Genomic DNA, 25,042 nt, shown 5'->3' with positions numbered 1-25,042 from the left:
AAAACTCATGGATAGATTACCAAAGATTGCATTACCAGTAATAGCAGTCATAATTTTTGTTATCATTTTAGTTTCCAAATCCGCCATTACCATTGGCTCCGGAGAAGCAGGTGTGCTTTATAAGACTTTTGGTGGTGGTGTTGTAACAGATGAGGCTGCCCTTGGGGAAGGTTTTCATTTAGTGGCTCCCTGGAATAGGGTCTATGTTTATGAAGTTAGACAACAAGAAGTATTTGAAAAAATGCAAGTGCTTTCTTCAAATGGATTGGAAATAAAACTTGATGCCTCAGCTTGGTTTCAACCAAAGTTTGAGGATTTGGGAAGATTGCACCAAGAAAAAGGAGAGTCTTATGTAGAGCGTGTACTGCTCCCAACGATTCGTTCTGCGGCAAGAAGTGTTGTGGGACGTTATACCCCAGAGCAATTGTATTCCAGTAAAAGGGATGCCATTCAGCAAGAAATATATGAAGAGACCAAGAAAATTGTAGATGGTCAATATATTCAGTTGAATGAAGTGTTGGTTAGGGATGTTACCCTGCCACCTACTATTAAAGAAGCGATAGAACGTAAACTAAAACAAGAGCAAGAATCTTTGGAATATGAGTTCAGACTGGTAACTGCTTCCAAAGAAGCGGAAAAAGTAAGAATTGAGGCCCAAGGTAAAGCAGATGCCAACCGTATCTTAAGCGCTTCCTTAACGGATAAAATACTTCAGGACAAAGGAATAGATGCTACGTTGGAGCTTTCAAAATCCCCAAATTCCAAAGTTGTTATTGTGGGTAGTGGAGATTCTGGTTTACCATTGATTTTGGGAAATAACTAAATAACTCTTTTTTGATATAAAAATATATTCTACTTTTGAAGTCGAAATGAGAAATAAAAACACACATCATCACCATTTTTATACTTGCACTCAGGCGAGATAGAAATGTATTGTTGTTTTTAAAATATATTCTAACCCGTTTGAGAAATCAAACGGGTTTTGTTTTTGTACCTGTTTGGTTTCCAAACAAAACGTAATAAAATGACAAAAATTAGAATTGCAGTTCAAAAGAGCGGACGTTTAAACGAAGATTCTCTTAAGATTTTAAAAGATTGCGGAATTTCTATTGATAACGGAAAAGATCAGTTAAAAGCTACGGCCCGTAATTTTCCTATGGAGGTACTATATCTTAGAAATGGGGACATTCCCCAATATTTAAGAGATGGAGTGGTTGATATTGCCATTCTTGGAGAAAACGTGTTGGTAGAAAAAGGAGCGGATATTACCATCGCAGAAAAATTGAATTTTTCAAAATGCAGGGTATGTTTGGCCGTTCCCAAAGGAGTAACATATAATTCCGTTCAGGATTTAGAAGGTAAACGTATTGCTACCTCATATCCAAATACTGTGAATGATTATTTAAAATCAAAAGGAGTAAATGCAGATTTGCACATTATTAATGGATCAGTAGAAATAGCTCCCAATATTGGTCTTGCAGATGGTATTTGTGATATTGTGTCAAGCGGAAGTACACTCTTCAAAAACAATCTGAAAGAAGTAGAAGTAATCTTAAAAAGTGAAGCGGTGTTGGCCGTTTCCCCAAAGATTTCTGAAGAACGAAAGCAGATTTTGAGGAAGCTTCGGTTTAGAATCAAATCTGTTTTACAAGGTAGACAGAACAAGTATGTATTACTAAACGCTCCAAATGATAAGTTAGATGAAATTATTGCCTTACTGCCCGGAATGCGCAGCCCCACGGTATTGCCATTGGCTGAAGAAGGCTGGAATTCTGTACATACCGTAATTAAGAAAGATACTTTTTGGGAAGTAATAGATGAATTGAAGCAAGCTGGTGCTGAAGGTATTTTGGTATGTCCAATTGAGAAAATGGTTTTGTAATGCAGCGAATTGAATACCCACAACAAAAGGATTGGGAAGACATATTAAAGCGACCTACGCAAACAGTTTCCGATATTGAGGAGACGGTTACCACAATATTTGAAGAGGTACGGTCTAAAGGAGATGCTGTTATAAAAGAATATACCGAAAAGTTTGACAAGGTTAAGCTAGAGTCATTTTTGGTTTCCATTGAGGAAATAGAAAAAGCATCGGCCGAGGTTTCGGAGCAGTTAAAAAAAGCCATTTCCTTAGCCAAGAACAATATCGAGAAATTTCATGCTGCCCAGAAAACAAAACGGATAGCATTAGAAACAATGCCGGGGGTTTCTTGCTGGCAAGAGAAAAGACCTATTCAAAAAGTGGGATTGTATATTCCAGGGGGCACGGCTCCCTTATTTTCAACAATATTAATGTTGGCAGTTCCTGCAACAATTGCCGGTTGCAAAGAAATCATACTATGCACGCCTCCAAATAATAGAGGAGAAATAGATCCAACAATTTTATATACCGCTAAGCTTTGTGGGGTGACACAGATTTTCAAAATTGGTGGAATACAGGCTATTGCCGGAATGACTTTTGGAACAGAAGGTATTCCAAAAGTTTATAAAATATTTGGTCCAGGAAATCAGTATGTAACGGTAGCTAAACAATTGGCCACAAAATATGGGGTTGCCATAGATATGCCCGCAGGGCCAAGTGAATTATTGGTGGTTGCCGATGACTCTGCCAATGCCGCCTTTGTGGCTTCAGATTTATTAAGCCAGGCCGAACATGGAGTTGATAGTCAAGTCATATTGGTTTCTACTTCAGAAAAACTTTTAGATGATGTCGCTTGGGAAATAGAGAGCCAAATAAAAGTACTTCCACGCAGAGCCATTGCTGAAAAGGCAATTGCCAACAGTAGGCTTATTTTAGTAAATAATGATAATGAAGCTATTGAGTTGATTAATGAGTATGCCCCTGAACATTATATTGTTTGTATGAAAAATGAAGAGTTCTTTATAGAGAACACGATTAATGCAGGCTCTGTATTTATAGGAAATTATACACCAGAAAGCGCGGGAGATTATGCTTCTGGCACCAACCATACGCTGCCAACAAATGGGTACGCCAAACAATTTAGTGGTGTAAACCTAAATAGTTTTATGAAGAGTATGACATTTCAAAAAATAACCAAAGAAGGTATATTGGGTATAGGCAATGCAATTGAGTTAATGGCAGAAGCAGAAGGACTACAGGCACACAAAAATGCAGTAACGCTTAGATTAAAAAATTTAGAATGACATCTGTTTTCAACATAAATAAATTGGTAAGGGAAACGGTAAAAGGCCTAAAGCCATATTCGTCTGCAAGAGATGAATATGTTTCTGATGGTTCCAAAATGATTTTTTTGGATGCCAATGAGAACCCTTTTGAAAATGGACTAAATCGGTATCCAGACCCTCAACAGAGAAGCCTTAAAACACTTTTAGCAGATCAGAGGCAGGTACAAGAAAAGAACATTCTTCTTGGAAATGGCAGTGATGAAGTTTTAGATTTGATATTTAGGGCTTTCTGTGAGCCTAATCAAGACAACGTTATTACTTTGCCGCCAACCTATGGAATGTATAAAGTTCTATCAGGAATCAATGCTGTTGAAAACGTAGAGGTAAGGCTAACGCCTGATTTTGAACTAGATGTAACCCAAATTTTAGAAAGAGTAGATGAGAAAACCAAAATTATTTTCATTTGTTCCCCTAACAATCCTACGGGCAATGCCTTTCAAAAAAAGAGCATAGAACGGTTACTTGAGAATTTCAATGGTCTAGTTGTCATAGACGAAGCTTATGTTGATTTCTCGGAAAAAGAAGGTTGGTTATCGGTTTTGGCCAACTATCCAAATTTAATTATCACTCAAACAATGTCGAAAGCTTATGGTATGGCAGGCATCCGGTTGGGTATTTGTTATGCATCCGCAGAAATTATAACTATACTGAACAAGATAAAACCCCCATACAATATAAATCAGCTGACACAATACCAAGCACTTAAAAGAATTTTGGACGACACCATGGTCCAGGAGGAAGTTCAACAAATATTAAAAGAACGCAAAACTTTAACCAAGGCATTGAAACTGTTGGATTTTGTAAACAAAGTGTATCCTTCAGATTCAAATTTTATTTTGGTAAAAGTGGATGATGCCAACAAGCGCTATCAACAGTTATTGGATGCCAATGTGGTTGTTCGCAATAGGAGTAACCAACCGCTATGCGAAAACACATTACGTTTTACCGTTGGCTCACCTGAAGAAAACAAGAAATTGATTGCTATTTTAAAAGAACTGGGATAATGGCTAAAAAAGTACTTTTTATAGATAGGGACGGAACGATCATCAGAGAGACAGCTGATGAACAAATAGATGCATTTGAAAAAATGATTTTCTATCCAAAGGTGTTTACCTACTTGGGTAAAATTGCCAAAGAGCTGGATTATGAATTGGTTATGATTACCAATCAAGACGGTCTGGGTACGGATATTTTTCCTGAAGAGACCTTTTGGCCGGTACAAAAATTTATATTGAAATCCTTTGAAAATGAGGGAATTGTTTTTGATGAGGTCTTTATCGATAGAACATTTCCAAAAGACAACGCAGATACGAGAAAACCTGGCACAGGTCTATTAACTGAGTATTTTTCTGAAGAATATGATTTGAAAAACTCCTTTGTAATTGGTGACCGTTTGACGGATATGGAACTTGCCAAAAACCTTAGTGCAAAAGGCATTTTTATTAATGATCAGACCAATTTGGGCAATGGAGAGATTTCAGTCAAGCAAGAAGAATTAGATGCTTACATCACTCTCGAAACTAATGATTGGGAAAAAATCTATGAGTTTTTAAAGTTGAAAAATCGGGTTGCAGAGATTTCGAGAAAAACCAATGAAACTGATATCCAAATTAAACTTAATCTAGACGGGGCTGGAAAAAGCAATATCAATACGGGTTTGGCTTTTTTTGACCACATGTTGGACCAACTGGCCAGACATGGACAAATGGATTTAGATATAAAAGTGGAAGGTGATTTGGAGGTAGATGAACACCACACCATTGAAGACACCGCAATTGCATTGGGAGAGGTATTTTCTATAGCATTAGGGAATAAACTTGGAATAGAACGTTATGGTTTCTCTTTACCCATGGATGATTGTCTAGCCCAGGTTGCTATAGACTTTGGTGGACGTAATTGGTTGGTCTGGGATGCGGATTTTAAACGTGAAAAAGTAGGGGACATGCCAACAGAGATGTTTCACCACTTTTTTAAGTCGTTTACAGATGGAGCCAAAGCTAATTTGAACATAAAAGTTGAAGGAACAAATGAGCACCACAAAATTGAGGCAATTTTTAAGGCGTTTGCAAAGTCCATTAAAATGGCGGTAAAACGTGATGTTGAAAAGATGGTGTTGCCATCCACAAAGGGAGTTTTATAAATGAAGATAGTAATTATCAACTATGGTGCTGGAAACATTCAAAGCATCAAATTCGCGATAAAACGGTTGGGACACGAAGCTATTTTAAGTGATAATGTTGAGGAAATCCTTAACGCGGATAAAGTCATATTCCCAGGTGTTGGAGAAGCAAGTTCTGCCATGGATAAGTTACGTTCAAGTGGGCTGGATGCACTCATCCCCATTTTAAAACAGCCAGTACTGGGGATTTGTTTAGGTATGCAGTTGATGTGTAACAAATCTGAAGAAGGGAATACAAAAGGGCTTGGTATTTTTGATTTGGATGTGGTAAAATTTCCAGAATCTGTTAAAGTGCCCCAAATTGGATGGAACGAAATCACGGGATTGCAGTCAAATTTGTTCAGCGATATTGCTGAAAAATCTCATATCTATTTGGTGCATAGTTATTATGCCCCAATAGGCGATGAGACAATAGCAGAATCTGAATATGCTTTTCCATATAGCGCAGCATTGGGAAAGGACAATTTTTATGGAACGCAGTTCCACCCAGAAAAAAGTAGTGATGTGGGCGCAAAGATTTTACAGAATTTTTTAGAAATGTGATGAGCTCAGATTTTTATATATCAACAGAAAAATCCAAAATGGACATTAGCTTGGTCCATAAATACCTTTCCGAAGAATCCTATTGGGCTAAAGGAAGAAGTAAGGAGTTGGTAATTAAATCTATTGAGAATGCTCTGTGTTTTGGAGTCTTCTCTAAAAACGGAGAACAGGTTGCCTTCGCCCGCATTGCAACGGATTTTGTAGTATTTGCTTGGTTGATGGATGTATTTGTAGTAGAACATCATCAAGGAAAGGGAATTGGGAGAATGCTTTTAAAGCATATTTTTGATTACCCAGACCTGCAAAACGTAAATGGAATTGGATTACGAACCAATGATGCACATTCACTTTACAAGGAGTTCGGTTTTGAAACAATACCCAGTCCAGAAACTTGGATGATAAAAATGAAGAAGTAAATGCGAATTATTCCGGCAATAGATATCATAGATGGCAAGTGTGTTAGATTATCAAAAGGTGATTATGGTACAAAGAAAGTCTATAATGAAAACCCTTTGGAAGTTGCCATGCAATTTGAAGCACACGGTATTGAACATCTGCATTTAGTAGATTTGGATGGCGCCAAATCAAAACACATTGTAAATCATAAAGTGTTGGACCGTATTGCAACCAAGACCAACCTAAAAATTGATTTTGGGGGAGGGTTAAAGACTGATGAAGACTTGCATGTCGCTTTTGAGAGTGGAGCAAATCAAGTTACTGGGGGCAGTATTGCGGTAAAAAACAGAGAAACTTTTTTACGCTGGTTGCAAAAGTACGGGTCGTCAAAAATCATATTGGGCGCAGATGCCAAAGATGAAAAAGTATCCGTTTCTGGATGGTTGGAAGATTCTGATAAAGAGTTAATTCCGTTCATACAATCCTATCAAAAGAAAGGTGCTAAATACATTATTTGTACTGATATCAGCAAAGATGGAATGCTTGAAGGCCCATCCTTTAACCTTTACAAAAAGATCTTGTCCAAAACGATGAAAATTGAAACGATGGTAACTGGAAGTGGGGTAGAAGATAAAGAAGTTGTCGGTATTAATTTAATAGCAAGCGGAGGTATTTCTAGTTTTGAGGAGCTACCGAAACTTGCGAAAATTGGTTGTGAAGGAACCATTATTGGTAAAGCAATCTATGAAAATAGGATAAGTTTAAAGCAGTTGGAAAACTATATTTTGGGAAATGAACAATAAGATACAAGATGAATTTGTCCTAAATGCAAATTTTCGAATGGACGAGAGCCTAAGAATGATAAAAATTTGTTTGGATAAATTATCTGAAAATATGATTTGGCAGAAGCCAAATGAAACGACCAATAGTATTGGAAATTTGATTTTGCACCTATGTGGCAACATTACCCAATATGGTATTGCTTCGCTTCAAGGTTTAGCGGATGATCGAAATCGTGACGAGGAGTTTTCCGTGTTATCGGGTTATTCAAAAAATGATCTTTTTCAAAAGCTGGTTACCACAGTAGAAAAAGCTAAAAAGACTATTTTGGAAGCCTCTACAGAGGAGCTCTTAAAGAAAAGGGCTGTCCAGGGTTTTGAGTTTTCAGGCATTGGCAATATTGTACATATAGTGGAACACTTATCTTATCATACTGGGCAAATAGCGCTATGGACCAAAATTTTGAACAATAAGGATTTGGGGTTCTATGATGGAATTGACCTGACGGTGAAAAACGAAGATTAAATGCTTACAAAAAGAATCATACCCTGCCTAGATATAAAAAATGGGCGCACCGTAAAGGGAATCAACTTTGTTGATTTAAGAGATGCGGGAGATCCAGTAGAACTAGCAGAAATCTACGCCCAAGAGGGAGCAGATGAGTTGGTGTTCTTGGATATATCGGCAACGGAAGAACGGAGAAAAACCTTGGCTGATCTAGTCTATCATGTTGCCGAAAAAGTCAATATACCCTTTACTGTCGGAGGTGGAATTTCATGTATTGAAGATGTTGATGTTTTGCTTCAAAATGGAGCTGACAAGGTCTCTGTTAATTCTTCTGCGGTAAAACGACCTGAACTTATAAATGAACTCGTTGCTAAATTTGGATCTCAGTGTATTGTGGTTGCCATTGATGCCAAACAGATTGATGGAAATTGGAAAGTGCATTTAGTGGGAGGTAAAGTGCCTACAGAAATTGATTTGTTTAAATGGGCCAAGGAAGTGGAAGAACGTGGGGCAGGGGAAATACTATTTACTTCTATGGATCATGACGGCACAAAAAATGGATTTGCAAATGAGGCTTTGGCTAAATTGTCTGTTTTAGTCAATATTCCAATTATTGCTTCAGGTGGTGCGGGGGCAGTTTCACATTTTACAGATACCTTTACTCATGGAAAAGCAGATGCAGCTTTGGCCGCCAGTATTTTTCACTTTAAAGAAATTGAAATAAAAGATCTAAAGAAAGAATTAAAGAAAGAGGGAATACCTGTAAGACTATAAAAAATGAAAATAGACTTCACCAAAAATGCTGATGGGCTGGTACCTGCCATTATTCAAGATGCCAAGACAAAGAATGTCTTAATGTTGGGGTACATGAACCAAGAAGCACTAGATGCTACCCAAGCAACCAAGAAAGTGACCTTTTTTAGCCGAAGTAAAAAGAGGCTTTGGACAAAGGGAGAGGAGAGCGGAAACTATCTGGAATTGGTCAGTATAAAAAATGATTGTGATCAAGATTCTTTATTGGTCACTACAAACCCAGTAGGTCCAACCTGCCATAAAGGAACCGATACATGTTGGGCAGAAGAAAATATTCAAGGCTATGGATTTCTTTCCACTTTGGAAAAAATAATCACTTCTCGCAAAGAAGACACAGAAAACACCGATAGCTATATAACATCACTTTTTAAGAAAGGAATAAACAAAATAGCTCAAAAAGTAGGTGAGGAGGCCGTGGAAACGGTTATAGAAGCAAAGGATGATAATGCTGACCTTTTCTTAAATGAGAGTGCTGACTTGTTGTTCCATTATCTGATTTTATTGCAAGCTAAAGGATATCAATTGAATGATATTGTGGAAGTTCTAAAAAATAGACATTAATTTACCACCAAACCACAAATAATTTTTCAATGGTACCATCTGGTTTTTTAACCCAAAGCATAGGTGAGTTTTGCTTTAACATTCTTAAGTTGATTTCTAGAAGTGTTTCATGGTGAGAGGTATACTGTCTGTCCAAGGTTGGTGCAATTACCCATTCCCTTTTAAAAGTAATATGATATTCAAAAGCTTTAAATGTTTTAGAGTTAAAATCGTTAAACCTAATCCACTTGCCCTGGATACAATTCTTGTTTAATGGGCGTATGGAAGCATTTATGTCTCCATAAGGGATGAAAAGTTGTGTTTTAAAGCAAGCTTGTTGTTTAACCGCGTACGGTTGTATTTTCAACTTTTTAAGTTTGTCTTTTAGAACTTCAGTATAAAGCAAAGGGAATTGCTTTTCCCTAAGCTTATCCAATTTGGTAAAAAACATGTCTCGTTTATTTGGACCCATTAAGCGATGAATAGGTTCTGATATTTCTGAATTGATAATGTAGAATTTATAAGCAAGCTCTACATGATAAACCTCTCTGGTTTCAGTGGTTTCAGTGTTTTCAAGAATAAAATCGATTTCACCAATTCTATTTTTCCCTTCATCCACTAGCATGTTTTTTGCCAGGATTTCCCAATGTTTGGAATCTGAAATCAATTGTTCAAAGACATGTTCCATTTGATGGCCAAGCCGTAAACGATCATTGATGGGCTTCGGCTTAAAATTTGATATTTCTATACGTGGAAATTCAAACTGTGGAATTCCAAATTGTTCATTTATCCATAGGGGAGAAGTATTATAAAAACCAGAACACAATTGCTTATCCATAGTTGCAAACATAAACAGAAGCGTTAAGTTTTCATTAAAGCCATGATGGTAAAAGCAGAATGTGTTAATTTTATATAATGGCTATGAATACAAGAAAAGGATTTCGATTTACTACGTACGAAGCCCCTAATCAAACTCCTTTTGAAAAACTTTTTGAGATTTTTCAAGAATTGGTCACCCATACTTCTGGAGATGTGGAAGAGGCTCTTGACTGGCTGCGTGAATTGGACAAGGAATATGAGCTTACAGATGACGATTACACTATTGATGATTTTATTGAGGATTTAAAGGCCAAAGGTTTTATTCGTGAAGAATTTGATACTGATGGTGAGCAAGGAGATGGAGAAGAGGGTGACGGTGGAGGAAGTTTATCCATAACCGCCAAACTAGAACGCGCCTTAAGAAAAAAGGCTTTAGAGCAGATTTTTGGAAAGTTGAAGAGAAGCGGTTCTGGTAACCATAAAACAGGAAAGTCAGGTAGGGGAGATGAGCATACCGGAGAATTTAGAGAGTATCGTTTTGGCGATGCATTGGAACATATTTCTATGACCGAAAGCCTAAAAAATGCTCAGATTAACCACGGTCTCGATAGTTTTTTGCTGAATGAAGAGGATTTGGTTGTTGAGGACACACAGTATAAAGCTCAAATGAGCACAGTGTTAATGATCGATATCAGCCATAGTATGATTTTATATGGTGAAGACCGTATTACTCCGGCTAAAAAAGTGGCTATGGCACTTGCAGAGTTAATCACAACCAGATACCCCAAGGATACTTTGGATATTTTGGTTTTTGGTAATGACGCATGGCCAATACCCATAAAAGATTTGCCCTATTTAAAAGTTGGTCCTTATCACACCAATACGGTTGCCGGTCTTCAATTGGCCATGGACATGCTTAGGAGAAAGCGAAACACCAATAAGCAAATTTTTATGATTACAGATGGAAAACCTTCTTGTTTGAGGCTTCCTAATGGCGATTATTATAAAAACAGTGTTGGATTGGATGATTATATAGTGGAGAAGTGTTATGCCATGGCCCAACAAGCCAGAAAGCTGCATATTCCCATAACTACTTTTATGATTGCACAGGACCCTTACCTCATGCAATTTGTAAGGGAATTTACCCAGGCCAATAGGGGGAAAGCATTTTACACTGGACTTAAGGGACTAGGTGAAATGATTTTTGAAGATTATGAACAAAACAGGAAAAAAAGAATTAAAGGATAGCACTTATAAACGATGAAGCTAGATCACAATAAGATTAAAACCCTTGGCCAATTGAAAGCTGTGGGGTACAAGAGTAAAGGCATTAAGGATGAACTGCGCGGGAATCTATTAGAGAAAATCACTAACGGAGAAGAGACTTTCTATGGTGTTTGGGGTTATGAGAACTCGGTAATACCAGAGTTGGAGCGGGCTATTTTGTCTCGCCATAACATTAACTTGCTTGGTCTACGGGGTCAAGCCAAAACTAGACTGGCCAGATTAATGGTTCAGCTATTAGATGAGTGGATTCCTGTTGTAGAAGGCTCCGAGGTCCACGACGACCCCTATCAACCCATTTCTAGATTTGCTACGGAGCTTATCAAAGAAAAAGGAGATGATACACCAATCAACTGGATTCATAGGGATGAACGATTTTACGAGAAGCTAGCCACGCCAGATGTAACTGTAGCAGATTTAATTGGAGATATAGACCCAATAAAGGCAGCGAATCTAAAGCTTTCTTATGCTGATGACAGGGTTATCCATTTTGGAATGATACCAAGAGCTAACCGCTGTATTTTTGTTATTAATGAATTACCAGATCTTCAAGCAAGAATTCAAGTAGCATTATTTAACATATTGCAAGAGGGAGATATACAGATTAGAGGATTTAAACTAAGATTAGCTTTGGATCTACAATTTGTGTTTACAGCAAATCCAGAAGATTACACCAATAGAGGTAGTATAGTAACTCCATTGAAAGATAGAATTGGCTCTCAAATTCTCACCCATTATCCAGAAAGCATAGAAATAGCCAAGAAAATAACCAAACAGGAAGCCCAATTAGATAGTAGACAGTTAGATAACATTCATGTACCGGAAATTGCCATGGATGTTTTGGAGCAAATTAGCTTTGAAGCACGTAAAAGTGAATACGTAGATGCCAAGAGTGGTGTAAGTGCAAGAATGAGCATAACCGCATTTGAAAACTTATTGAGTACTGCGGAAAGACGGGTGACAAAGTCAGGAGAAAAGAATACGAGCGTTCGTTTGATTGACTTTATGGGTGTGATACCATCTATAACCGGAAAAGTGGAGCTGGTTTATGAAGGTGAGCAAGAAGGTGCCCACTCTGTTGCAGAAATATTAATAGAAGATGCTATAAAGTCCCTGTTTCCAAACTATTTCCCAGAGATTTCCAAATTGGAGCGTAAAGATGCGGAAACCGAATATGATGAGTTAATTCATTGGTTTTTTGATGGGGAAGGCTTTGAACTATTAGATGAAGATTCTGACAAGGAATACAAATCCAAGTTGGATGCTGTGACTCCTTTAAATGATTTATTACGAGAACATCAACCAGAAGTTTCAAAAGCAGATTCTTATTTTATGAAAGAACTGTTGCTATGGGGATTGGTAGCGCACAAAAAGCTAAGCAAACAGCGTTTTACGAAAGGATATCAGTTTAAGGACTTATATGGCAGCTACATTAGGGGCTTGTAACTCATTTCTAAATAGTTATTGCCAAATATTTAAATTGTCATTGTAGTTTTTAAAATTGTATTGTCCTATATGCTGTTTTCTATGCCAGAAAGACATCAATGTAAATAACGGCAATAGGCAATATAAAACCAGGGTAATGGTTCCAATTGGCTTAAAGGTTGACGGCATAATATGTTGTGGGAAATCTGTTATACTGTTCAACACTAAGGCGCTGTCGTAGATTTTAAATAAATAGACAATCATTACTGCGTACAACAAATATTCCAAATTCCGCATTTTGGGGTCTGGTAGCTCATCTTCTGTCACTTTGAACCAAATGACATATAAATACAGAAAATGTACAAGACTCAATAATGGGAAAATATAATTGTCTGGTTTTAAAAAATAGAATCTATTGGTGTAGATACCGTAAAAGTTCAAAACAATTAGGGCAAGGAGTATTGTCAATATAATAATACTGTTTCTTTTCCATGTAAGTAAGTTAGAGATCAGGTTCATAATAATCAAGATTTGGGATACTCAATAGTTTCATTCAAAGAACGGGATTATCAATGGGTTTATTTTAAACAAATCGACTAACAGTAGGTAATGCTAGCTAACATGAAAAAACTACTGTATCACCTATAACTAACCTATTTTTTTAATGGAAAAACTTTCCAAAATGTTAGACTTCTCCACAACCATTCCAACGGTCCATAACGGAATTTTTTCAGCCACCATGTGCTCAGTATCATTTGAACTGAAATGACTAATATTGACAAGGCAAATGTATAAATGTTCCTTAGCTCTCCAATATAGCCTAATCCCCATCCGAAAAGTAAAAAAGTGCCCACAACGCTCTGAAAGAAATAATTGGTAAGTGCCATTTTGCCATATGGAGCAAATGTTGCCAACCATTTCTTGGGCTTTGTCTTTTTATATAAGATTACAAAAACACTAATAAGAATGAAAGTTATGGCCACGTTGTTCAAATCCATAGCAGTGAGTCCAAACATTGCTATCCATTTATCAAAAGTTACATTTCCTCCCATACTACCAAAGGTCAATGCTATTAATCCTCCCGAAACCACAAACAAAACCAGAGACCATATCCAAGTGCGTTTTATCAATTTTTTGTGCTCTTCATATTTTTGAAAAAACTTTGTTCTGCCCATATAAAGACCCAAAAGAAAGAATCCATAGGTAACATAACCTCTTCCAAAAACACCAAATTGAAAATTCAGTTTATTAAGATGGCTGTTATATGAATTTGTAGAAAAAACATCTAACAAGGTGCCATTTTTTAAAGTATCATAATATTCCAAAACCATAGGGTTATCAGGAGTAATACCCATATTTCCAAATAGATTTTCACCTTTTGTAAAATAGAATACAATGTATCTTCCCACTCCTAAAAAAAGAAGTGCCACAATAGCCAAGACCCATTTGCTATTAATCTTGTAAAATGGAATCAGCAAGATTCCCAACATGGCGTAAACGGTTAAAATATCCCCAGCATAAAAAAGACTATGCACGTAGCCTATTGCCAATAAAAGAATTAATCGCCATAGAAACCGACCACCAAAATATTCTCCCCTTTGTGATGCATTATCCATTTGGATAAAGAAACTCAACCCAAATAAGAATGAGAATAAAGCAAAAAATTTGCCTCTTAAAAAGAGTCCAATAAAACCATCAACAATATTATCTCCAATGCCTTGATGAACAGCTTCGTTAAAGTCTCCAGGAGCAGGTGCGCCAATATAATTCTCTACCATGTGAACAATTACAATACCGGCTAATGAGAACCCTCTAAGGGCGTCTATAATTTCAATTCTTTGTTGCGGAAGGACGTTTTTGGATAGTTTCATGACTGTTAGTTTGATGGATGATGATGTTCATAAGACTGTAACTTGCTGTAATTGTTACACTTTGGGGATTATTTTGCCGTCTAAGCAAATAATTAATGCTCAATCGGATTTTTTTGTATTTTGGAACAAACATGATAAATATGCAAAACTGGCTTTATATTTTGCTGATTGTACTTTCAGTTTATATTTTGATTAGCGTTTTGCTCTACTTTCTACAGGACTACTTTTTGTTCAAGCCAGAAAAGCTCTCAAAAGATTTTCAGTTTTACTATGATAATCAAGAAATTGAGGAATATAATGTAGAAACAAGGGATGGTGCCACAATAAATGGATTGCGTTTCAAGTCAGAAAACCCCAAAGGAATTGTATTCTATTTAAAAGGAAACTCAAAGAGTATTAAAGGTTGGGGAAAGTTTGCAGTTGATTTTACCAGACATGGTTACGATGTCATAATGGTGGACTATCGAGGTTTTGGAAAGAGTACGGGGCGAAGGACCCAAAAGGCGGTAAAAAGAGATATGCAGGTAATTTACAATAAGCTTAAAGAAAAAGTTTCTGAAAAATACATTATTCTATACGGACGTTCCATGGGTTCTGGGTTTGCAGCAAAATTAGCCTCTATGAACAATCCTAGAATGCTGATACTAGATGCTCCATATTATAGTTTAAGTAAGGTGGCAAAAAAATATATTCCCTTTATGCCGTTGTCACTACTTATAAAATTTCCAATGCCTACCCATAAATGGTTAAAATATGTTAACTGCCCAATTCATATTATTCATGGAACCGATGATAGGCTGATTCCTTATAAAACAAGTGTGAAACTTTCTAAAATCAAACCAGAACTCACAAAGCTTTACACGGTTATAGGAGGGGGACATAAGGATTTGAACACTTTTGAATCTTATCATAAAATGTTGACCGAAATTATTACTACCCGACCAAAGAAATTTGATTTAGAGGGTTCAAGTATTAATGTGAAACATTCTTCAAGACGCGCCAATGCAAAAGCTTAGACGTTTTGGCCTTTTGCTTATAACTATTTTATCCCTTCTGGTTCTGATGCTTTACTTTCTTCAAGAAAAACTTATTTTTTTACCCACACAACTTCCAGTTGACTACGAATATTCATTCTCATCAGCATTTGAAGAAGTGTTTTTGGATACCTCTGATGGTGCACGGTTAAATGCCATTCATTTCAAAGTAGAAAAGCCAAAGGGACTTATATTGTATTTTCATGGCAATGCAGGAGATTTATCAAGGTGGGGGCAGATTGCATCAGCATTTGTTGATTTGCAATATGATGTACTTATAATGGATTATAGAGGGTACGGTAAAAGCACCGGTAAACTTAGTGAAGAAGCCCTTTATGAAGATGCACAATTGTTCTATGACTATGCATTGAACTTATATGCAAAGGAAAAAATTACGATTTATGGGCGTTCTTTGGGCGCAAGCATAGCTACCCATTTAGCTTCAAACAACACATCTGCAAAACTGATCTTGGAAACTCCTTTTTATAGCTTATTGGATGTTGCCCAAGATCGTTTTCCTTTTTTACCAATGAAACAAGTCTTAAAATATAAAATGAATTCTTTTAAATATATAGAAAAAGTGAAAGTCCCAATTCGTATTTTTCATGGTACTGCAGACAATGTGGTCTCTTATGAATCGGGAAAAAAACTCTTTGAAGCCATTCCCAGCGCAGATAAAAAAATGTATACCGTTGAAAATGGAAATCACAACAACTTGAACGAATTTAAAGTGTATAGAACTGCTATTGAATTAGAATTAAAGTAGCTTAATCAAATAGGTCTGAAGATAAATACCTATCTCCTCTGTCACATACTATAGAAACTATGGTTCCAGTAGTCAAAGTTTTTGCTAGTCGTATTGCCACAGTTGCAGCACCTCCACTGCTCATACCAGAAAATATACCTTCTTCAATGGCCAGTTTTTTAGCCATTTCTTGAGCATCTTCTTGGCTTACTTCCATTACTGTGTCTACTTTCTTTGGGTTAAAAATTTTTGGCAGGTATTCCTTGGGCCATTTTCGTATTCCCGGAATTCTAGAGTTATCCGTTGGTTGTACCCCCACAATTTGAATATCTTTATTCTGTTCCTTTAAGAAAGTAGAAGTGCCCATAATAGTTCCAGTTGTTCCCATACTGGAAACAAAATGGGTTACGCCCCCCTCGGTATCCTTCCATATTTCTGGTCCAGTGGTTTTATAGTGCGCCATCCAGTTATCATTATTGGCGAACTGATTTAACATTTGATACCCCTCTTCTTTTACCTTTGTTTCGGCATAGTCTCTTGCGCCTTCAATACCTACATCTGAGGATGTCAAAGTTACCTTTGCTCCATAAGCCCTCATGGTCTGCACTCTTTCTTTAGTGGAATTTTCGGGCATCACGAGTTCAATGTCTAACCCATAGATCCCAGCGATCATAGCTAGAGCAATACCTGTATTCCCACTGGTAGCTTCTATTAATTTGGAGTCACTGGTAATTTCACCACGTTCCAAACCACTTTTAATCATATTCAATGCTGGTCTGTCCTTAACACTACCGCCAGGATTGTGTCCTTCTAATTTAAAAAGCAGTTTTACATTGGGATTGGGATTTAAAACTTTGGATTCCACTAAAGGAGTGTTTCCAATAAGGTCTAGTATGCTCTTAGACATTAGCTGCTGTTTTTATTTTTATCTCAGGTGTATGAAAGACGGTTGAATTGGCAGGAACGGAGGCGGTCAACCAAGCGTTTCCACCAATAACAGAGTTTTCACCAATAACGGTTTCTCCTCCAAGAATTGTTGCGTTGGCATAAATGGTTACGTTGGACATAATTGTTGGATGTCGTTTGGTTTTTTGAAGGCTTTTGGCAACATAAAGTGCTCCTAAAGTAACACCTTGGTAAACTTTTACATTATCGTGTATTATAGCGGTTTCTCCGATTACCACGCCCGTTGCATGATCAATAAAGAACGATTTGCCTATTTCTGCTCCAGGATTAATATCTACACCTGTTTGCCTATGGGCATATTCGGTCATTAACCTGGGGACCAAAGGGAAACCTTGCTTATGAAGCTCATGGGCCAGTCTGTAAATAGCAATTGCATAAAAGCCAGGGTAGGCCATGTATATCTCTTGAATTGAGAGTGAAGCTGGATCACAACTGAGAATGGCTTCAGCATCCAAATTAAGTTTTTCCAAAACTTCGGGTAAACAAGAAACATAATTGTCCCATACTTTGGTGCATGGTCTTTCCAAATCCCAACAAGCCAGGTCAACAAGCTGGCTAAATTTTTCTGCCAAAATATCCAAGTTTTCAGCTACCGGAGTGTTGACATCAAAAAGTGTATAGAAAAGTTTATTGGTAAAACTTTCCGTTTCTTCTTTTAACCTATAGTCTAAATAGGGTTGTTTTTTATGCCTATTGAGTTCTTCAATGATTTTTGCCTTATTCATAATGAAAAATAAAATCTAAAAATAGCCAAATCATTACCACTCACTGATAGAATTGGCTAACTTTAGCTTAAAAATAACACAACATCTTGGTCCTGTGAATAATTCAACAATAACAAAAGAAGGCTTTAGTTTCCTTAAAGAACTTGCAAAGAATAATAATAAAGAGTGGTTTCAAGAGAACAAAACCACTTTTAAAAGGCATGAGGCCGATGTGAAATCTTTTTATGAAAATATTCTAGAGCGCTTAAATGCCCATGATGAAATTGAAAAGATCAAGATGTTCCGTATTTATAGAGACGTTCGCTTCTCTAAGGACAAAACACCTTACAAAACCCATTTTGCTGGTTCGTTCTCTAGATTGGGCGCCCATTTGCGAGGTGGATATTATTTAAGAATAAAACCTGGGGAATCTTTTGTGGCCGCTGGTTTTTGGGAACCTAACAAGGAAGATTTGTTCCGAATAAGAAAAGAACTGGAAATGGATGCTTCCGAATTCAGAGGTATCATAAATAAAAAATCATTTAAAGAGATTTGGGGAGAGCTGGAAGGCGACGGTGTAAAAACAGCTCCTAAAGGATTTGACAAAGAGCACCAGAACATAGACTTGATCAAGAAAAAGCAATTCATTTTCGTTAGGAACTTCACCGATAAGGAAGTGTTAGCTAACTCCTTTCTTGAAGAAGTGGACAAATCTTTTAAAGCGATCAGGCCTTATTTTGACTTAATGAGTGATATATTAACCACCAATCTAAATGGAGAATCAATTTTAGACTAATACCTCGTTTTCCAATAACTGGACTTGATCTTTTAGTCGTTCTATGACCATGTTCATCATTCTCTTGTTCAAAGCAGAGGAATTCATGGTATAGGTTTCATACTCTTCAACGGTAAACTGACCTATAATCATCCCTTTAAGGGAATTTCTGAATTTGATGTCTTTTTGGATTGATTTCTCAATAGATTCTAATCGTTTTTCCAATGACAATTCATAAAAAGCTCCCTTGTGTTTATGAATATAGTTCTTAAAAACCTCTATCAATAAAAAGTTTTGAAGCTTAATCACGGGACGTAAAGTTTGGTTCTGAAAGCGCTCATCTGACACCATATTATCATGTAACTGAGCTTGTCTAATCTCTGGACGAATGTCCAAAAGATCCTTGGATCTTGAATCCATAATTGTAGTTTTAATAAAATTACATAATCAAAAACCGCATAAAATCTGTCAAGACAATAGTTTTTAACGATGTTATAAACAAAAAAACCACCTAAGTTTTAGGTGGTTTTAGTTGTGCTAAAATGAAATCTATTTGGCTTTCAAAAACTCTTCAAACGTTTTTAAATCAACAGTTTGTTTCTTCAAGTATTTGGTTTTAAGTTTTGAGAAAGTCATTTTGGCTTCTTCAAATTTGCCTGAAATCAGCGCAAGATTTTCCAATTCTGATTTTGTTGGTTTATCATAACTGGCCGCCACTTTGCTATACAATGTGGTCATTTTTTCCCTTAACTGAGGTTCTGCAGAGCCAACGTAGTTATCACCAGTGGTTATCACCAGCTGATTCTTTAAATCATTCAGTTTCAAAACCATTTTTTTATCACCAGTTTGTTCTGCACTTGATATGATCTCATCGATTTCATATACCAAATACGCCAAATCTTGGGTCATATCATAAAGCTGTAGGGTAGTGGAGTTCTTCAAATCCCTATCTTCCTTTGAAAGCGGAGAATCTTTATCATAAGCAAGCTCAAAAGGATGTTCATACGTGTCTTTGCCCTTTTTGAGTACTGCCACGTAATTTCCGGCAGCAACTTTGGGAGCGGTAAATCCGCCAAACGTAAATGTTTTGCCTTTTGCAATCTTTGGGATTTTTCTGCTGAAATTCCAATTGACAATATTGATTCCCTTTGACTTTCCTGGTGTTAGCTCATAAATTAAATTACCATCTGCATCTTGTATTTCAAAAGTCATTTTACCGAACGTATGTCGTTTTTTTAGAAAATACTTCAGTTGCATACTTGAGGGCTTGCTTGAACCAACGAACTCAGTTTCATTCCCGAAACTTCCTGAAAAGCTACTTTTCTCATTGATAGTTGCAACGGGTGTGTCAAAAAAGTGAATATTCTTGTTCAACAATTCTGAATTTATTTCACGTAAAGGAGATATGTCATCTATGATAATAACACCTCTACCGTGTGTGCCCATTACTAAATCATTGGTAGTCTTTTGCAAGTCTATAAAGTGAACAGCGGCGGCTGGCATGTTATTAGTGAACTTTTTCCAGTTTTTGCCACCATCAATGGTTATGAAGAGTCCAAATTCTGTCCCCAAAAACAACAAGTCTGGATTTACATAGTCTTCCTGAATATTTCTTGTAAAACCTTCTACATCATCTGTAATGATATTGCTCCATGTTTTTCCAAAGTCTGTTGTCTTGTAGGCGTAAGGCTTCATGTTATTTTGAGTATGGCCGTCAAACACCGCATAAGCAGTACCTTTATTAAAGACACTTGCTTCTATATGATAACACCATGTATTTTCAGGTAATCCAGGGATGTTTGGAGTAGTGTTTGTCCAAGTTCTTCCCCCATCTTGTGTAATCTGTACATTACCATCATCTGTACCAACCCATATAACATTTTCATCTAAAGAAGATTCAACAATAGTAAAAATGGTAGTATGGTTCTCTGCTCCCGAATTGTCCTTGGAAAGTCCACCAGAATCTTCCTGATTCTGTTTTGCGGGATCATTGGTTGTTAAATCAGGAGAAATAATTTCCCATGAATTTCCCATATCCTCTGATTTGTGTAAAAACTGACTTCCCATATAAAATCTGTCAGGTTGGTTAACGCTAACTGCCATTGGGGCGTTCCAATTAAAACGGAGTTTGGTTTCTTCAGAAATTGGAAGGGGTTGGATTGTTTTAAGTAGCATTTTATCCGCATCATACCTCCAGACATTTGCCGCACCCTGCATCTCAGAATATATTATATTCTTTGTCGGATGCTTTAATACCCTAAATCCATCACCAAAGCCCACTGAATTCCAATCTTTCGCCTCAACACCACCAGGTGATGATGAAGGCCCGTACCAAGAGCCATTATCTTGTAGGCCGCCATAGACATTATATGGCTTTGCATCATCCACACTTATGTGATAAAACTGTGATAGTGGAAGGTTTTGGACAATTTCCATGGTTGTGCCACCATCCCAAGTCCTATATACTCCACCATCTGTGCCAACATACATTACATCTGAGTTGTTGATGTTAAACGCTATGTCATGAATGTCTGAATGCATATTGCCCAAATTCTTAAAGGTTTTGCCTCCGTCTCTTGAAATAGACCCTGTTAGCCCACCTTTAACAACTACATCTTCGTTTTTGGGGTCAACAACTATTCTTGAAAAATAGAATGGACGAACCGTTATACCAAAATCATTGTTAAGTTGCTCCCAGCTTTTCCCGGCATCATCACTTCTATATAAACCTTTGCGTGCATCTTCTTCGGCCTCAATAGCAGTATAAAGTACATTAGGGTTAGAAGGGGCAACGGCTATGGCCAACCTTCCCAGATTGCCGGAAGGAAATCCATTATGAATTTTATCCCATGTTTTACCTCCGTCTATAGATTTGTATAGAGCACTATTGTCACCTCCTGATTCAAAGGACCATCCCGTTCTGCGAAATTCCCACATAGAAGCATACAGTATGTTTGGATCGGTGGGATCCATAGTTAAATCTGCGCATCCGGTTTTTGTGTCCAAGTATAAAAGTTTTTCCCAGCTTGAACCACCATCATTGGATTTGTAAACACCTCTTTCATCACTGTCCCCCCAAAGGGCTCCCAATACTCCAACATAAATCTCCTGAGAATTATTTGGGTTTACGATTACACTGGCTATACGTTCTGAATTCTCGAACCCTATCTTATTCCAATTTGAGCCGCCATCTGTTGATTTGAACAAACCGCAACCAATAGACACACTATTACGCGTCCATGTTTCTCCCGTACCAACGTAAATTACATTGTCTGGATTGTTAGGATCAAGTTCTACAGCACCAATTGATTGGCAGTGCTCATCAAAGAGAGAATTAAAAGTAGCTCCTGCATCACTTGATTTCCAAACACCACCTCCGGCTGTTCCTGCATAGATGATTCTGCTATTGGTAGGATGCACCTCCATGTCGTTTATTCTACCGCTCATCAATGCTGGACCTATATGACGGGCCTTCATGTCTCCAAAGAGTTCTTTTCCTTTAATGGATTCTATCGTTTGTTGCCCAAACCCAAAAGTAGGAGCAAAAACTGCTATTAATAATAGATTAAATACTAGTTTTTTCATTTGATTTCAATTCAAAAAGACCCATTATTTGGGTCTTTAAAGATTATGGAATGAAAGGGTTATTTTTTTTCTTCGGTCATCTCCTCAGGAAAAGAAAAAGTATTTTCTTCAACTTCTGGGTTCAACTCAAAACTCTCCATGTTCATTGAAAAAACCACAGCTCCATCAATATATTGCGAGGTTGAATGAGGGAAGTATAATCCGTCAATTTCTTGATAATCACTCATAACGGACCTAGCCGTTTTACCTTTTCCTTGTCCAGATGTAATCTTCGTTTCAACCGCAATAGGTACAAAGTTCTCTGTATCGAAATAGTAGAAAGAAATGTCATCTTCTTGTGTTCCATCTACCATAATAGGTTCTTTTACCAACTTGATCTTGAAAGTTTCTGCTCCATCAACAGTTTCTTTCCCCAACAATTCTACAGTATATCCTTTGGCTTTATAATCTATAAAAGGATCTGGGAAATCATTAGTGTTCAATTTGAAGTTCTCAGTTTGTTCAGCATCACTTTTTTCTGCTTTCATTGTCATGAAATTAGTGCTCCACAACACCTCTCCGTCATATACCTGTTGTTTAAATTCCTTTCCTTGAATATTGGCTGAAAAAAGCTGACGGCCATCCTTGAGCTGAATAGCTCCAATAGGAAACTCAAAACCTTGCTGGATTCCTACTCCAGATGTTTTAACACCCTCTAGGTTTGTCCAATTTTCAAGTCCTCCCGTGTTTTCAAAGTAATTTGCTATAATTTCATCCGCTGTTTGCGCCTGCACAGATAAAGCCATTGCAAAAAATAGTAAGATTGTAGTTTTAAATGTTTTCATTTTAGTGATTTTATGTGAGTTTAGCTATCAGTATTAAAAGTAAGTAATATGTTACATATTTTATATTTAAAATCTATCATTTACTTTTGATGAGAACATGAATTTATTAAGGATATGAAGTTTGGAAAGGTTGAACAACCAGAATTGATTGATTTCACCATCCCTAAGGATCATCCGGAGACATCCGTGCTCCTTTCCAAAAATAAAAAAGACCAACAGACCAACTTTTATGTTGGTTGTGCAAAATGGAACAGACAGGACCTCAAGAATTTTTACCCAAGAGGAACAAAGGATGAATTGGTGTACTATTCTTCACAGTTCAATTGTATTGAGCTAAATGCTACTTTTTATAGAATTTTTCCTGCAGAGCAATACCAGAAATGGTACGATAAGACTCCGGATGGTTTTAAGTTCTTTCCAAAAATGACCAATGAGGTGAGTCATTTAAGAAGACTTAATGACAAAGTTTATGAAATAGCGGACCGCTATTTAGAAGTAACCTCATTGCTAAAAGATAAATTGGGAACTATTTTTTTACAAATGCACAATAATTTTGGCCCTAAAAATTGGGATAGGGTAGTGCAGTTTGTTGAATATTGGCCAAAAGAATTTCCTCTTGCCATTGAGTTTAGGCATACTGATTGGTTTAATGACGAGAAAGTTGCTCAGGAACTTTACTATCTGCTGCAAGAAAACAATATTGCAAATGTGCTCGTGGATACTGCGGGTAGAAGGGACTTAATGCATATGCGATTGACAAATAACGAGGCATTCATTAGATATGTAGGGGCAAATCATGCCTCTGATTACCCAAGACTTGATGATTGGATAACTAGACTATCCAAATGGGAGACTTTAGGATTGAGCAACATTCACTTTTTTGTTCACCAGAACTTGGAATTAGAATCCCCATTGTTATCTGCCTATTTTATTGAAAAGCTCAATAAAAAGTTTGGAAGTAATCTCACAATTCCAAATACATTAGTTCAAAACAAGCCCAATACTTTATTTTAATAAGGTATACCTACCTCTACAAAGGTGTTTTTTGTATGGTTTTTTGGTGAAACTGGCGCTGCCATGCAACAAGTAGACCCCAAATAGAACAATGATAATTCTTGGAGTCTTTTGACTTTATTTCCGACATTAATATTTTCCGAAAGCTCTATGGTTCCAACTGCTGGGCCTCCAATGATGGATATGTACCATGTTCTGCCGTTATCATCTATAACATCAATGTTATAACGCTCATTTCTAAAAGCTGGTAATGAAGGATTCTCTTTATATATCCAAGGTCTGAGTACCACGAGATCACCGGGTACATGTTGTATTCTTGATATGGTCCCGTTTATTGGTGAGTGTATTCGGTGATAATTTTTATTGTGTAAAAAAACATTGGTAAATGTATAGTCTTTTGGTATTTGTCCCTCTTTCAATCCAAAGACTGTGGCAACAGAACGGGTATCTGATTTTATTTGAACCAGATTTAAATCATGCACGGTATCTGCATCGCATAACAAACCCTCGCATGGCCAGACATATGGACTTTCGTTTTTTGGCAATGACTTGAACTCTCGAATAAAAAAATCTTGAAAACTTTCAAAATTCGTTTTTCCATATGGAGGTTTAAACTTTTCTAAATAGTTCTTGTCCGAGTAGTTTAATCTAATGTACGGTCTAATGATTTTTTTTGAAACAGGCTTATCGTAAAAAGAGCTGTACCAAGCCGAAACTTTACGTTGAAAATTGCCTGGAAGATTTCCCCAGATATCAATGGAGAGAAATTTATAAAAATGGGCTCGCCATGTAGGTACTTTTAAAATGGTAAAGCTGGGGTCCGAATAGTAATCCGAAGTAGCATTCATTTGTGTGAGTTAGTTTTGATTGACACATGAATTTATTTTTATTTCAGTTTTCAAGGGGGCTAATTAAGAAAAGTTTATTTAAAGATTAACAAACTTTATAAAAATTGAATCTTTTTGTTAAAATTAAATCGAAGACTTATTGCAGCGGTCAAAAGCCTATTTTTATTATAGATGAACAACTTT

The 25,042-nt window shown here is 36.9% G+C and carries 26 protein-coding genes; 17 read left to right on the top strand and 9 right to left on the bottom strand.

Features of this window, described 5'->3' with window-relative positions:
* The first annotated feature begins 7 nt into the window (after window positions 1–7).
* The 11 genes from DKG77_RS12175 to hisIE all read left to right on the top strand — a co-directional run bounded on the left by DKG77_RS12175 (window position 8) and on the right by hisIE (window position 8,986).
* The gene (locus DKG77_RS12175; protein ID WP_109663329.1) at window positions 8–823 is read left to right on the top strand and encodes a prohibitin family protein; all 816 of its coding nucleotides are present in this window, start codon (window positions 8–10) and stop codon (window positions 821–823) included.
* 201 nt (window positions 824–1,024) lie between these two features.
* Entirely contained in the window at window positions 1,025–1,882 is an 858-nt protein-coding gene (hisG, locus tag DKG77_RS12170) for an ATP phosphoribosyltransferase (RefSeq protein ID WP_109663327.1), read from the top strand.
* Window positions 1,882–3,165, top strand: a complete 1,284-nt coding sequence (gene hisD / locus DKG77_RS12165) for a histidinol dehydrogenase (protein WP_109663325.1) — start codon at window positions 1,882–1,884, stop codon at window positions 3,163–3,165. The genes hisG and hisD overlap by 1 nt, the downstream gene beginning before the upstream one ends.
* A complete protein-coding gene (gene hisC, locus DKG77_RS12160; RefSeq protein ID WP_109663323.1) occupies window positions 3,162–4,211 on the top strand; it encodes a histidinol-phosphate transaminase in 1,050 nt (349 codons plus the stop codon). The genes hisD and hisC overlap by 4 nt, the downstream gene beginning before the upstream one ends.
* Entirely contained in the window at window positions 4,211–5,347 is a 1,137-nt protein-coding gene (gene hisB / locus DKG77_RS12155; protein WP_109663322.1) for a bifunctional histidinol-phosphatase/imidazoleglycerol-phosphate dehydratase HisB, read from the top strand. The genes hisC and hisB overlap by 1 nt, the downstream gene beginning before the upstream one ends.
* The gene (gene hisH, locus DKG77_RS12150) at window positions 5,348–5,929 is read left to right on the top strand and encodes an imidazole glycerol phosphate synthase subunit HisH (RefSeq protein WP_109663321.1); all 582 of its coding nucleotides are present in this window, start codon (window positions 5,348–5,350) and stop codon (window positions 5,927–5,929) included.
* Between the two features lie 38 nt (window positions 5,930–5,967).
* Window positions 5,968–6,345, top strand: a complete 378-nt coding sequence (locus DKG77_RS12145; RefSeq protein ID WP_243414922.1) for a GNAT family N-acetyltransferase — start codon at window positions 5,968–5,970, stop codon at window positions 6,343–6,345.
* On the top strand, window positions 6,346–7,128 hold the full coding sequence (locus tag DKG77_RS12140; protein WP_109663318.1) for a 1-(5-phosphoribosyl)-5-[(5-phosphoribosylamino)methylideneamino]imidazole-4-carboxamide isomerase: 783 nt from the start codon (window positions 6,346–6,348) through the stop codon (window positions 7,126–7,128).
* Window positions 7,118–7,630, top strand: a complete 513-nt coding sequence (locus tag DKG77_RS12135) for a DinB family protein (RefSeq protein WP_109663316.1) — start codon at window positions 7,118–7,120, stop codon at window positions 7,628–7,630. Before DKG77_RS12140 ends, DKG77_RS12135 begins: the two co-directional genes overlap by 11 nt.
* Window positions 7,631–8,386: an imidazole glycerol phosphate synthase subunit HisF gene (gene hisF, locus DKG77_RS12130; protein WP_109663315.1), complete on the top strand. Its 756-nt coding sequence runs from the start codon at window positions 7,631–7,633 to the stop codon at window positions 8,384–8,386.
* Between the two features lie 3 nt (window positions 8,387–8,389).
* Window positions 8,390–8,986 carry a bifunctional phosphoribosyl-AMP cyclohydrolase/phosphoribosyl-ATP diphosphatase HisIE gene (gene hisIE, locus DKG77_RS12125; protein ID WP_109663313.1) on the top strand — a complete coding sequence of 199 codons (597 nt, stop codon included), beginning with the start codon at window positions 8,390–8,392 and terminating at the stop codon, window positions 8,984–8,986.
* 1 nt (window position 8,987) lies between these two features.
* Here the strand turns inward: hisIE and DKG77_RS12120 are convergent, their stop codons facing one another.
* Window positions 8,988–9,803: a DUF1853 family protein gene (locus tag DKG77_RS12120; protein WP_165819390.1), complete on the bottom strand. Its 816-nt coding sequence runs from the start codon at window positions 9,801–9,803 to the stop codon at window positions 8,988–8,990.
* Window positions 9,804–9,880: 77 nt separating this feature from the next.
* Here DKG77_RS12120 and DKG77_RS12115 point away from each other — a divergent pair, with 77 nt between their 5' ends.
* Both DKG77_RS12115 and DKG77_RS12110 read left to right on the top strand, forming a co-directional pair.
* Window positions 9,881–11,032: a vWA domain-containing protein gene (locus DKG77_RS12115; protein WP_109663310.1), complete on the top strand. Its 1,152-nt coding sequence runs from the start codon at window positions 9,881–9,883 to the stop codon at window positions 11,030–11,032.
* Between the two features lie 12 nt (window positions 11,033–11,044).
* Window positions 11,045–12,514 carry a magnesium chelatase gene (locus DKG77_RS12110; RefSeq protein WP_109663308.1) on the top strand — a complete coding sequence of 490 codons (1,470 nt, stop codon included), beginning with the start codon at window positions 11,045–11,047 and terminating at the stop codon, window positions 12,512–12,514.
* A gap of 15 nt (window positions 12,515–12,529) precedes the next feature.
* On the opposite strand, the gene DKG77_RS12105 is transcribed toward DKG77_RS12110, so the two are convergent.
* Together DKG77_RS12105 and DKG77_RS12100 are read right to left on the bottom strand one after the other, a co-directional pair.
* Window positions 12,530–13,012, bottom strand: coding sequence for a hypothetical protein (locus DKG77_RS12105; protein ID WP_109663307.1), 483 nt, complete (start codon window positions 13,010–13,012; stop codon window positions 12,530–12,532).
* 134 nt (window positions 13,013–13,146) lie between these two features.
* Entirely contained in the window at window positions 13,147–14,364 is a 1,218-nt protein-coding gene (locus DKG77_RS12100) for a DUF418 domain-containing protein (protein ID WP_109663305.1), read from the bottom strand.
* A 140-nt stretch (window positions 14,365–14,504) separates the two neighbouring features.
* On the opposite strand from DKG77_RS12100, the gene DKG77_RS12095 reads away from it, so the two are divergent.
* Window positions 14,505–15,380: an alpha/beta hydrolase gene (locus tag DKG77_RS12095; RefSeq protein ID WP_109663790.1), complete on the top strand. Its 876-nt coding sequence runs from the start codon at window positions 14,505–14,507 to the stop codon at window positions 15,378–15,380.
* Window positions 15,367–16,164 (top strand): alpha/beta hydrolase, encoded by a 798-nt coding sequence (locus DKG77_RS12090; RefSeq protein ID WP_109663304.1) that lies wholly within the window; start codon window positions 15,367–15,369, stop codon window positions 16,162–16,164. The genes DKG77_RS12095 and DKG77_RS12090 overlap by 14 nt, the downstream gene beginning before the upstream one ends.
* A gap of 1 nt (window position 16,165) precedes the next feature.
* On the opposite strand, the gene cysM is transcribed toward DKG77_RS12090, so the two are convergent.
* Window positions 16,166–17,050, bottom strand: a complete 885-nt coding sequence (cysM, locus tag DKG77_RS12085) for a cysteine synthase CysM (protein WP_109663302.1) — start codon at window positions 17,048–17,050, stop codon at window positions 16,166–16,168.
* Window positions 17,043–17,834, bottom strand: coding sequence for a serine O-acetyltransferase EpsC (gene epsC, locus DKG77_RS12080; RefSeq protein ID WP_109663300.1), 792 nt, complete (start codon window positions 17,832–17,834; stop codon window positions 17,043–17,045). Before epsC ends, cysM begins: the two co-directional genes overlap by 8 nt.
* 94 nt (window positions 17,835–17,928) lie before the next feature.
* Between epsC and DKG77_RS12075 the strand changes: the two genes are divergently transcribed.
* Window positions 17,929–18,609 carry a DUF2461 domain-containing protein gene (locus DKG77_RS12075; protein ID WP_109663298.1) on the top strand — a complete coding sequence of 227 codons (681 nt, stop codon included), beginning with the start codon at window positions 17,929–17,931 and terminating at the stop codon, window positions 18,607–18,609.
* On the opposite strand, the gene DKG77_RS12070 is transcribed toward DKG77_RS12075, so the two are convergent.
* The 3 genes from DKG77_RS12070 to DKG77_RS12060 all read right to left on the bottom strand — a co-directional run bounded on the left by DKG77_RS12070 (window position 18,601) and on the right by DKG77_RS12060 (window position 22,997).
* Window positions 18,601–19,008 carry a glyoxalase gene (locus DKG77_RS12070; RefSeq protein WP_109663297.1) on the bottom strand — a complete coding sequence of 136 codons (408 nt, stop codon included), beginning with the start codon at window positions 19,006–19,008 and terminating at the stop codon, window positions 18,601–18,603. The two genes, DKG77_RS12075 and DKG77_RS12070, sit on opposite strands and share 9 nt — an antisense overlap.
* A gap of 129 nt (window positions 19,009–19,137) precedes the next feature.
* A complete protein-coding gene (locus DKG77_RS12065) occupies window positions 19,138–22,173 on the bottom strand; it encodes a WD40/YVTN/BNR-like repeat-containing protein (RefSeq protein WP_109663295.1) in 3,036 nt (1,011 codons plus the stop codon).
* Window positions 22,174–22,232: 59 nt separating this feature from the next.
* On the bottom strand, window positions 22,233–22,997 hold the full coding sequence (locus DKG77_RS12060) for a LolA-like protein (RefSeq protein WP_109663293.1): 765 nt from the start codon (window positions 22,995–22,997) through the stop codon (window positions 22,233–22,235).
* A gap of 114 nt (window positions 22,998–23,111) precedes the next feature.
* On the opposite strand from DKG77_RS12060, the gene DKG77_RS12055 reads away from it, so the two are divergent.
* Window positions 23,112–24,011 (top strand): DUF72 domain-containing protein, encoded by a 900-nt coding sequence (locus DKG77_RS12055; RefSeq protein ID WP_109663291.1) that lies wholly within the window; start codon window positions 23,112–23,114, stop codon window positions 24,009–24,011.
* Here the strand turns inward: DKG77_RS12055 and DKG77_RS12050 are convergent.
* Window positions 24,008–24,859 (bottom strand): phosphatidylserine decarboxylase, encoded by an 852-nt coding sequence (locus DKG77_RS12050; RefSeq protein WP_109663289.1) that lies wholly within the window; start codon window positions 24,857–24,859, stop codon window positions 24,008–24,010. The two genes, DKG77_RS12055 and DKG77_RS12050, sit on opposite strands and share 4 nt — an antisense overlap.
* Between the last annotated feature and the right edge of the window lie 183 nt (window positions 24,860–25,042).

Source organism: Flagellimonas aquimarina (assembly GCF_003149745.1).
Taxonomy (GTDB): Bacteria; Bacteroidota; Bacteroidia; order Flavobacteriales; family Flavobacteriaceae; genus Flagellimonas; species Flagellimonas aquimarina.
Note: the sequence above shows the minus strand (reverse complement) of the source record. Positions and strands in the feature narration are given on the sequence as shown.

What these genes read in the sequence shown, in the direction of transcription:
- hisG (WP_109663327.1), top strand. Translation starts at nt 1,025, where the DNA reads ATGACAAAAATTAGAATTGCAGTTCAAAAGAGCGGACGTTTAAACGAA.
- DKG77_RS12135 (WP_109663316.1), top strand. Translation starts at nt 7,118, where the DNA reads ATGAACAATAAGATACAAGATGAATTTGTCCTAAATGCAAATTTTCGA.
- DKG77_RS12110 (WP_109663308.1), top strand. Translation starts at nt 11,045, where the DNA reads ATGAAGCTAGATCACAATAAGATTAAAACCCTTGGCCAATTGAAAGCT.
- hisF (WP_109663315.1), top strand. Translation starts at nt 7,631, where the DNA reads ATGCTTACAAAAAGAATCATACCCTGCCTAGATATAAAAAATGGGCGC.
- DKG77_RS12175 (WP_109663329.1), top strand. Translation starts at nt 8, where the DNA reads ATGGATAGATTACCAAAGATTGCATTACCAGTAATAGCAGTCATAATT.
- DKG77_RS12100 (WP_109663305.1), bottom strand. Translation starts at nt 14,364, where the DNA reads ATGAAACTATCCAAAAACGTCCTTCCGCAACAAAGAATTGAAATTATA.
- DKG77_RS12055 (WP_109663291.1), top strand. Translation starts at nt 23,112, where the DNA reads ATGAAGTTTGGAAAGGTTGAACAACCAGAATTGATTGATTTCACCATC.
- hisC (WP_109663323.1), top strand. Translation starts at nt 3,162, where the DNA reads ATGACATCTGTTTTCAACATAAATAAATTGGTAAGGGAAACGGTAAAA.
- cysM (WP_109663302.1), bottom strand. Translation starts at nt 17,050, where the DNA reads ATGTCTAAGAGCATACTAGACCTTATTGGAAACACTCCTTTAGTGGAA.
- epsC (WP_109663300.1), bottom strand. Translation starts at nt 17,834, where the DNA reads ATGAATAAGGCAAAAATCATTGAAGAACTCAATAGGCATAAAAAACAA.
- DKG77_RS12140 (WP_109663318.1), top strand. Translation starts at nt 6,346, where the DNA reads ATGCGAATTATTCCGGCAATAGATATCATAGATGGCAAGTGTGTTAGA.
- DKG77_RS12065 (WP_109663295.1), bottom strand. Translation starts at nt 22,173, where the DNA reads ATGAAAAAACTAGTATTTAATCTATTATTAATAGCAGTTTTTGCTCCT.
- DKG77_RS12115 (WP_109663310.1), top strand. Translation starts at nt 9,881, where the DNA reads ATGGCTATGAATACAAGAAAAGGATTTCGATTTACTACGTACGAAGCC.
- DKG77_RS12095 (WP_109663790.1), top strand. Translation starts at nt 14,505, where the DNA reads ATGCAAAACTGGCTTTATATTTTGCTGATTGTACTTTCAGTTTATATT.
- hisB (WP_109663322.1), top strand. Translation starts at nt 4,211, where the DNA reads ATGGCTAAAAAAGTACTTTTTATAGATAGGGACGGAACGATCATCAGA.
- hisIE (WP_109663313.1), top strand. Translation starts at nt 8,390, where the DNA reads ATGAAAATAGACTTCACCAAAAATGCTGATGGGCTGGTACCTGCCATT.
- DKG77_RS12105 (WP_109663307.1), bottom strand. Translation starts at nt 13,012, where the DNA reads ATGAACCTGATCTCTAACTTACTTACATGGAAAAGAAACAGTATTATT.
- DKG77_RS12060 (WP_109663293.1), bottom strand. Translation starts at nt 22,997, where the DNA reads ATGAAAACATTTAAAACTACAATCTTACTATTTTTTGCAATGGCTTTA.
- DKG77_RS12145 (WP_243414922.1), top strand. Translation starts at nt 5,968, where the DNA reads ATGGACATTAGCTTGGTCCATAAATACCTTTCCGAAGAATCCTATTGG.
- DKG77_RS12070 (WP_109663297.1), bottom strand. Translation starts at nt 19,008, where the DNA reads ATGGATTCAAGATCCAAGGATCTTTTGGACATTCGTCCAGAGATTAGA.
- hisH (WP_109663321.1), top strand. Translation starts at nt 5,348, where the DNA reads ATGAAGATAGTAATTATCAACTATGGTGCTGGAAACATTCAAAGCATC.
- DKG77_RS12120 (WP_165819390.1), bottom strand. Translation starts at nt 9,803, where the DNA reads ATGGATAAGCAATTGTGTTCTGGTTTTTATAATACTTCTCCCCTATGG.
- DKG77_RS12050 (WP_109663289.1), bottom strand. Translation starts at nt 24,859, where the DNA reads ATGAATGCTACTTCGGATTACTATTCGGACCCCAGCTTTACCATTTTA.
- DKG77_RS12090 (WP_109663304.1), top strand. Translation starts at nt 15,367, where the DNA reads ATGCAAAAGCTTAGACGTTTTGGCCTTTTGCTTATAACTATTTTATCC.
- hisD (WP_109663325.1), top strand. Translation starts at nt 1,882, where the DNA reads ATGCAGCGAATTGAATACCCACAACAAAAGGATTGGGAAGACATATTA.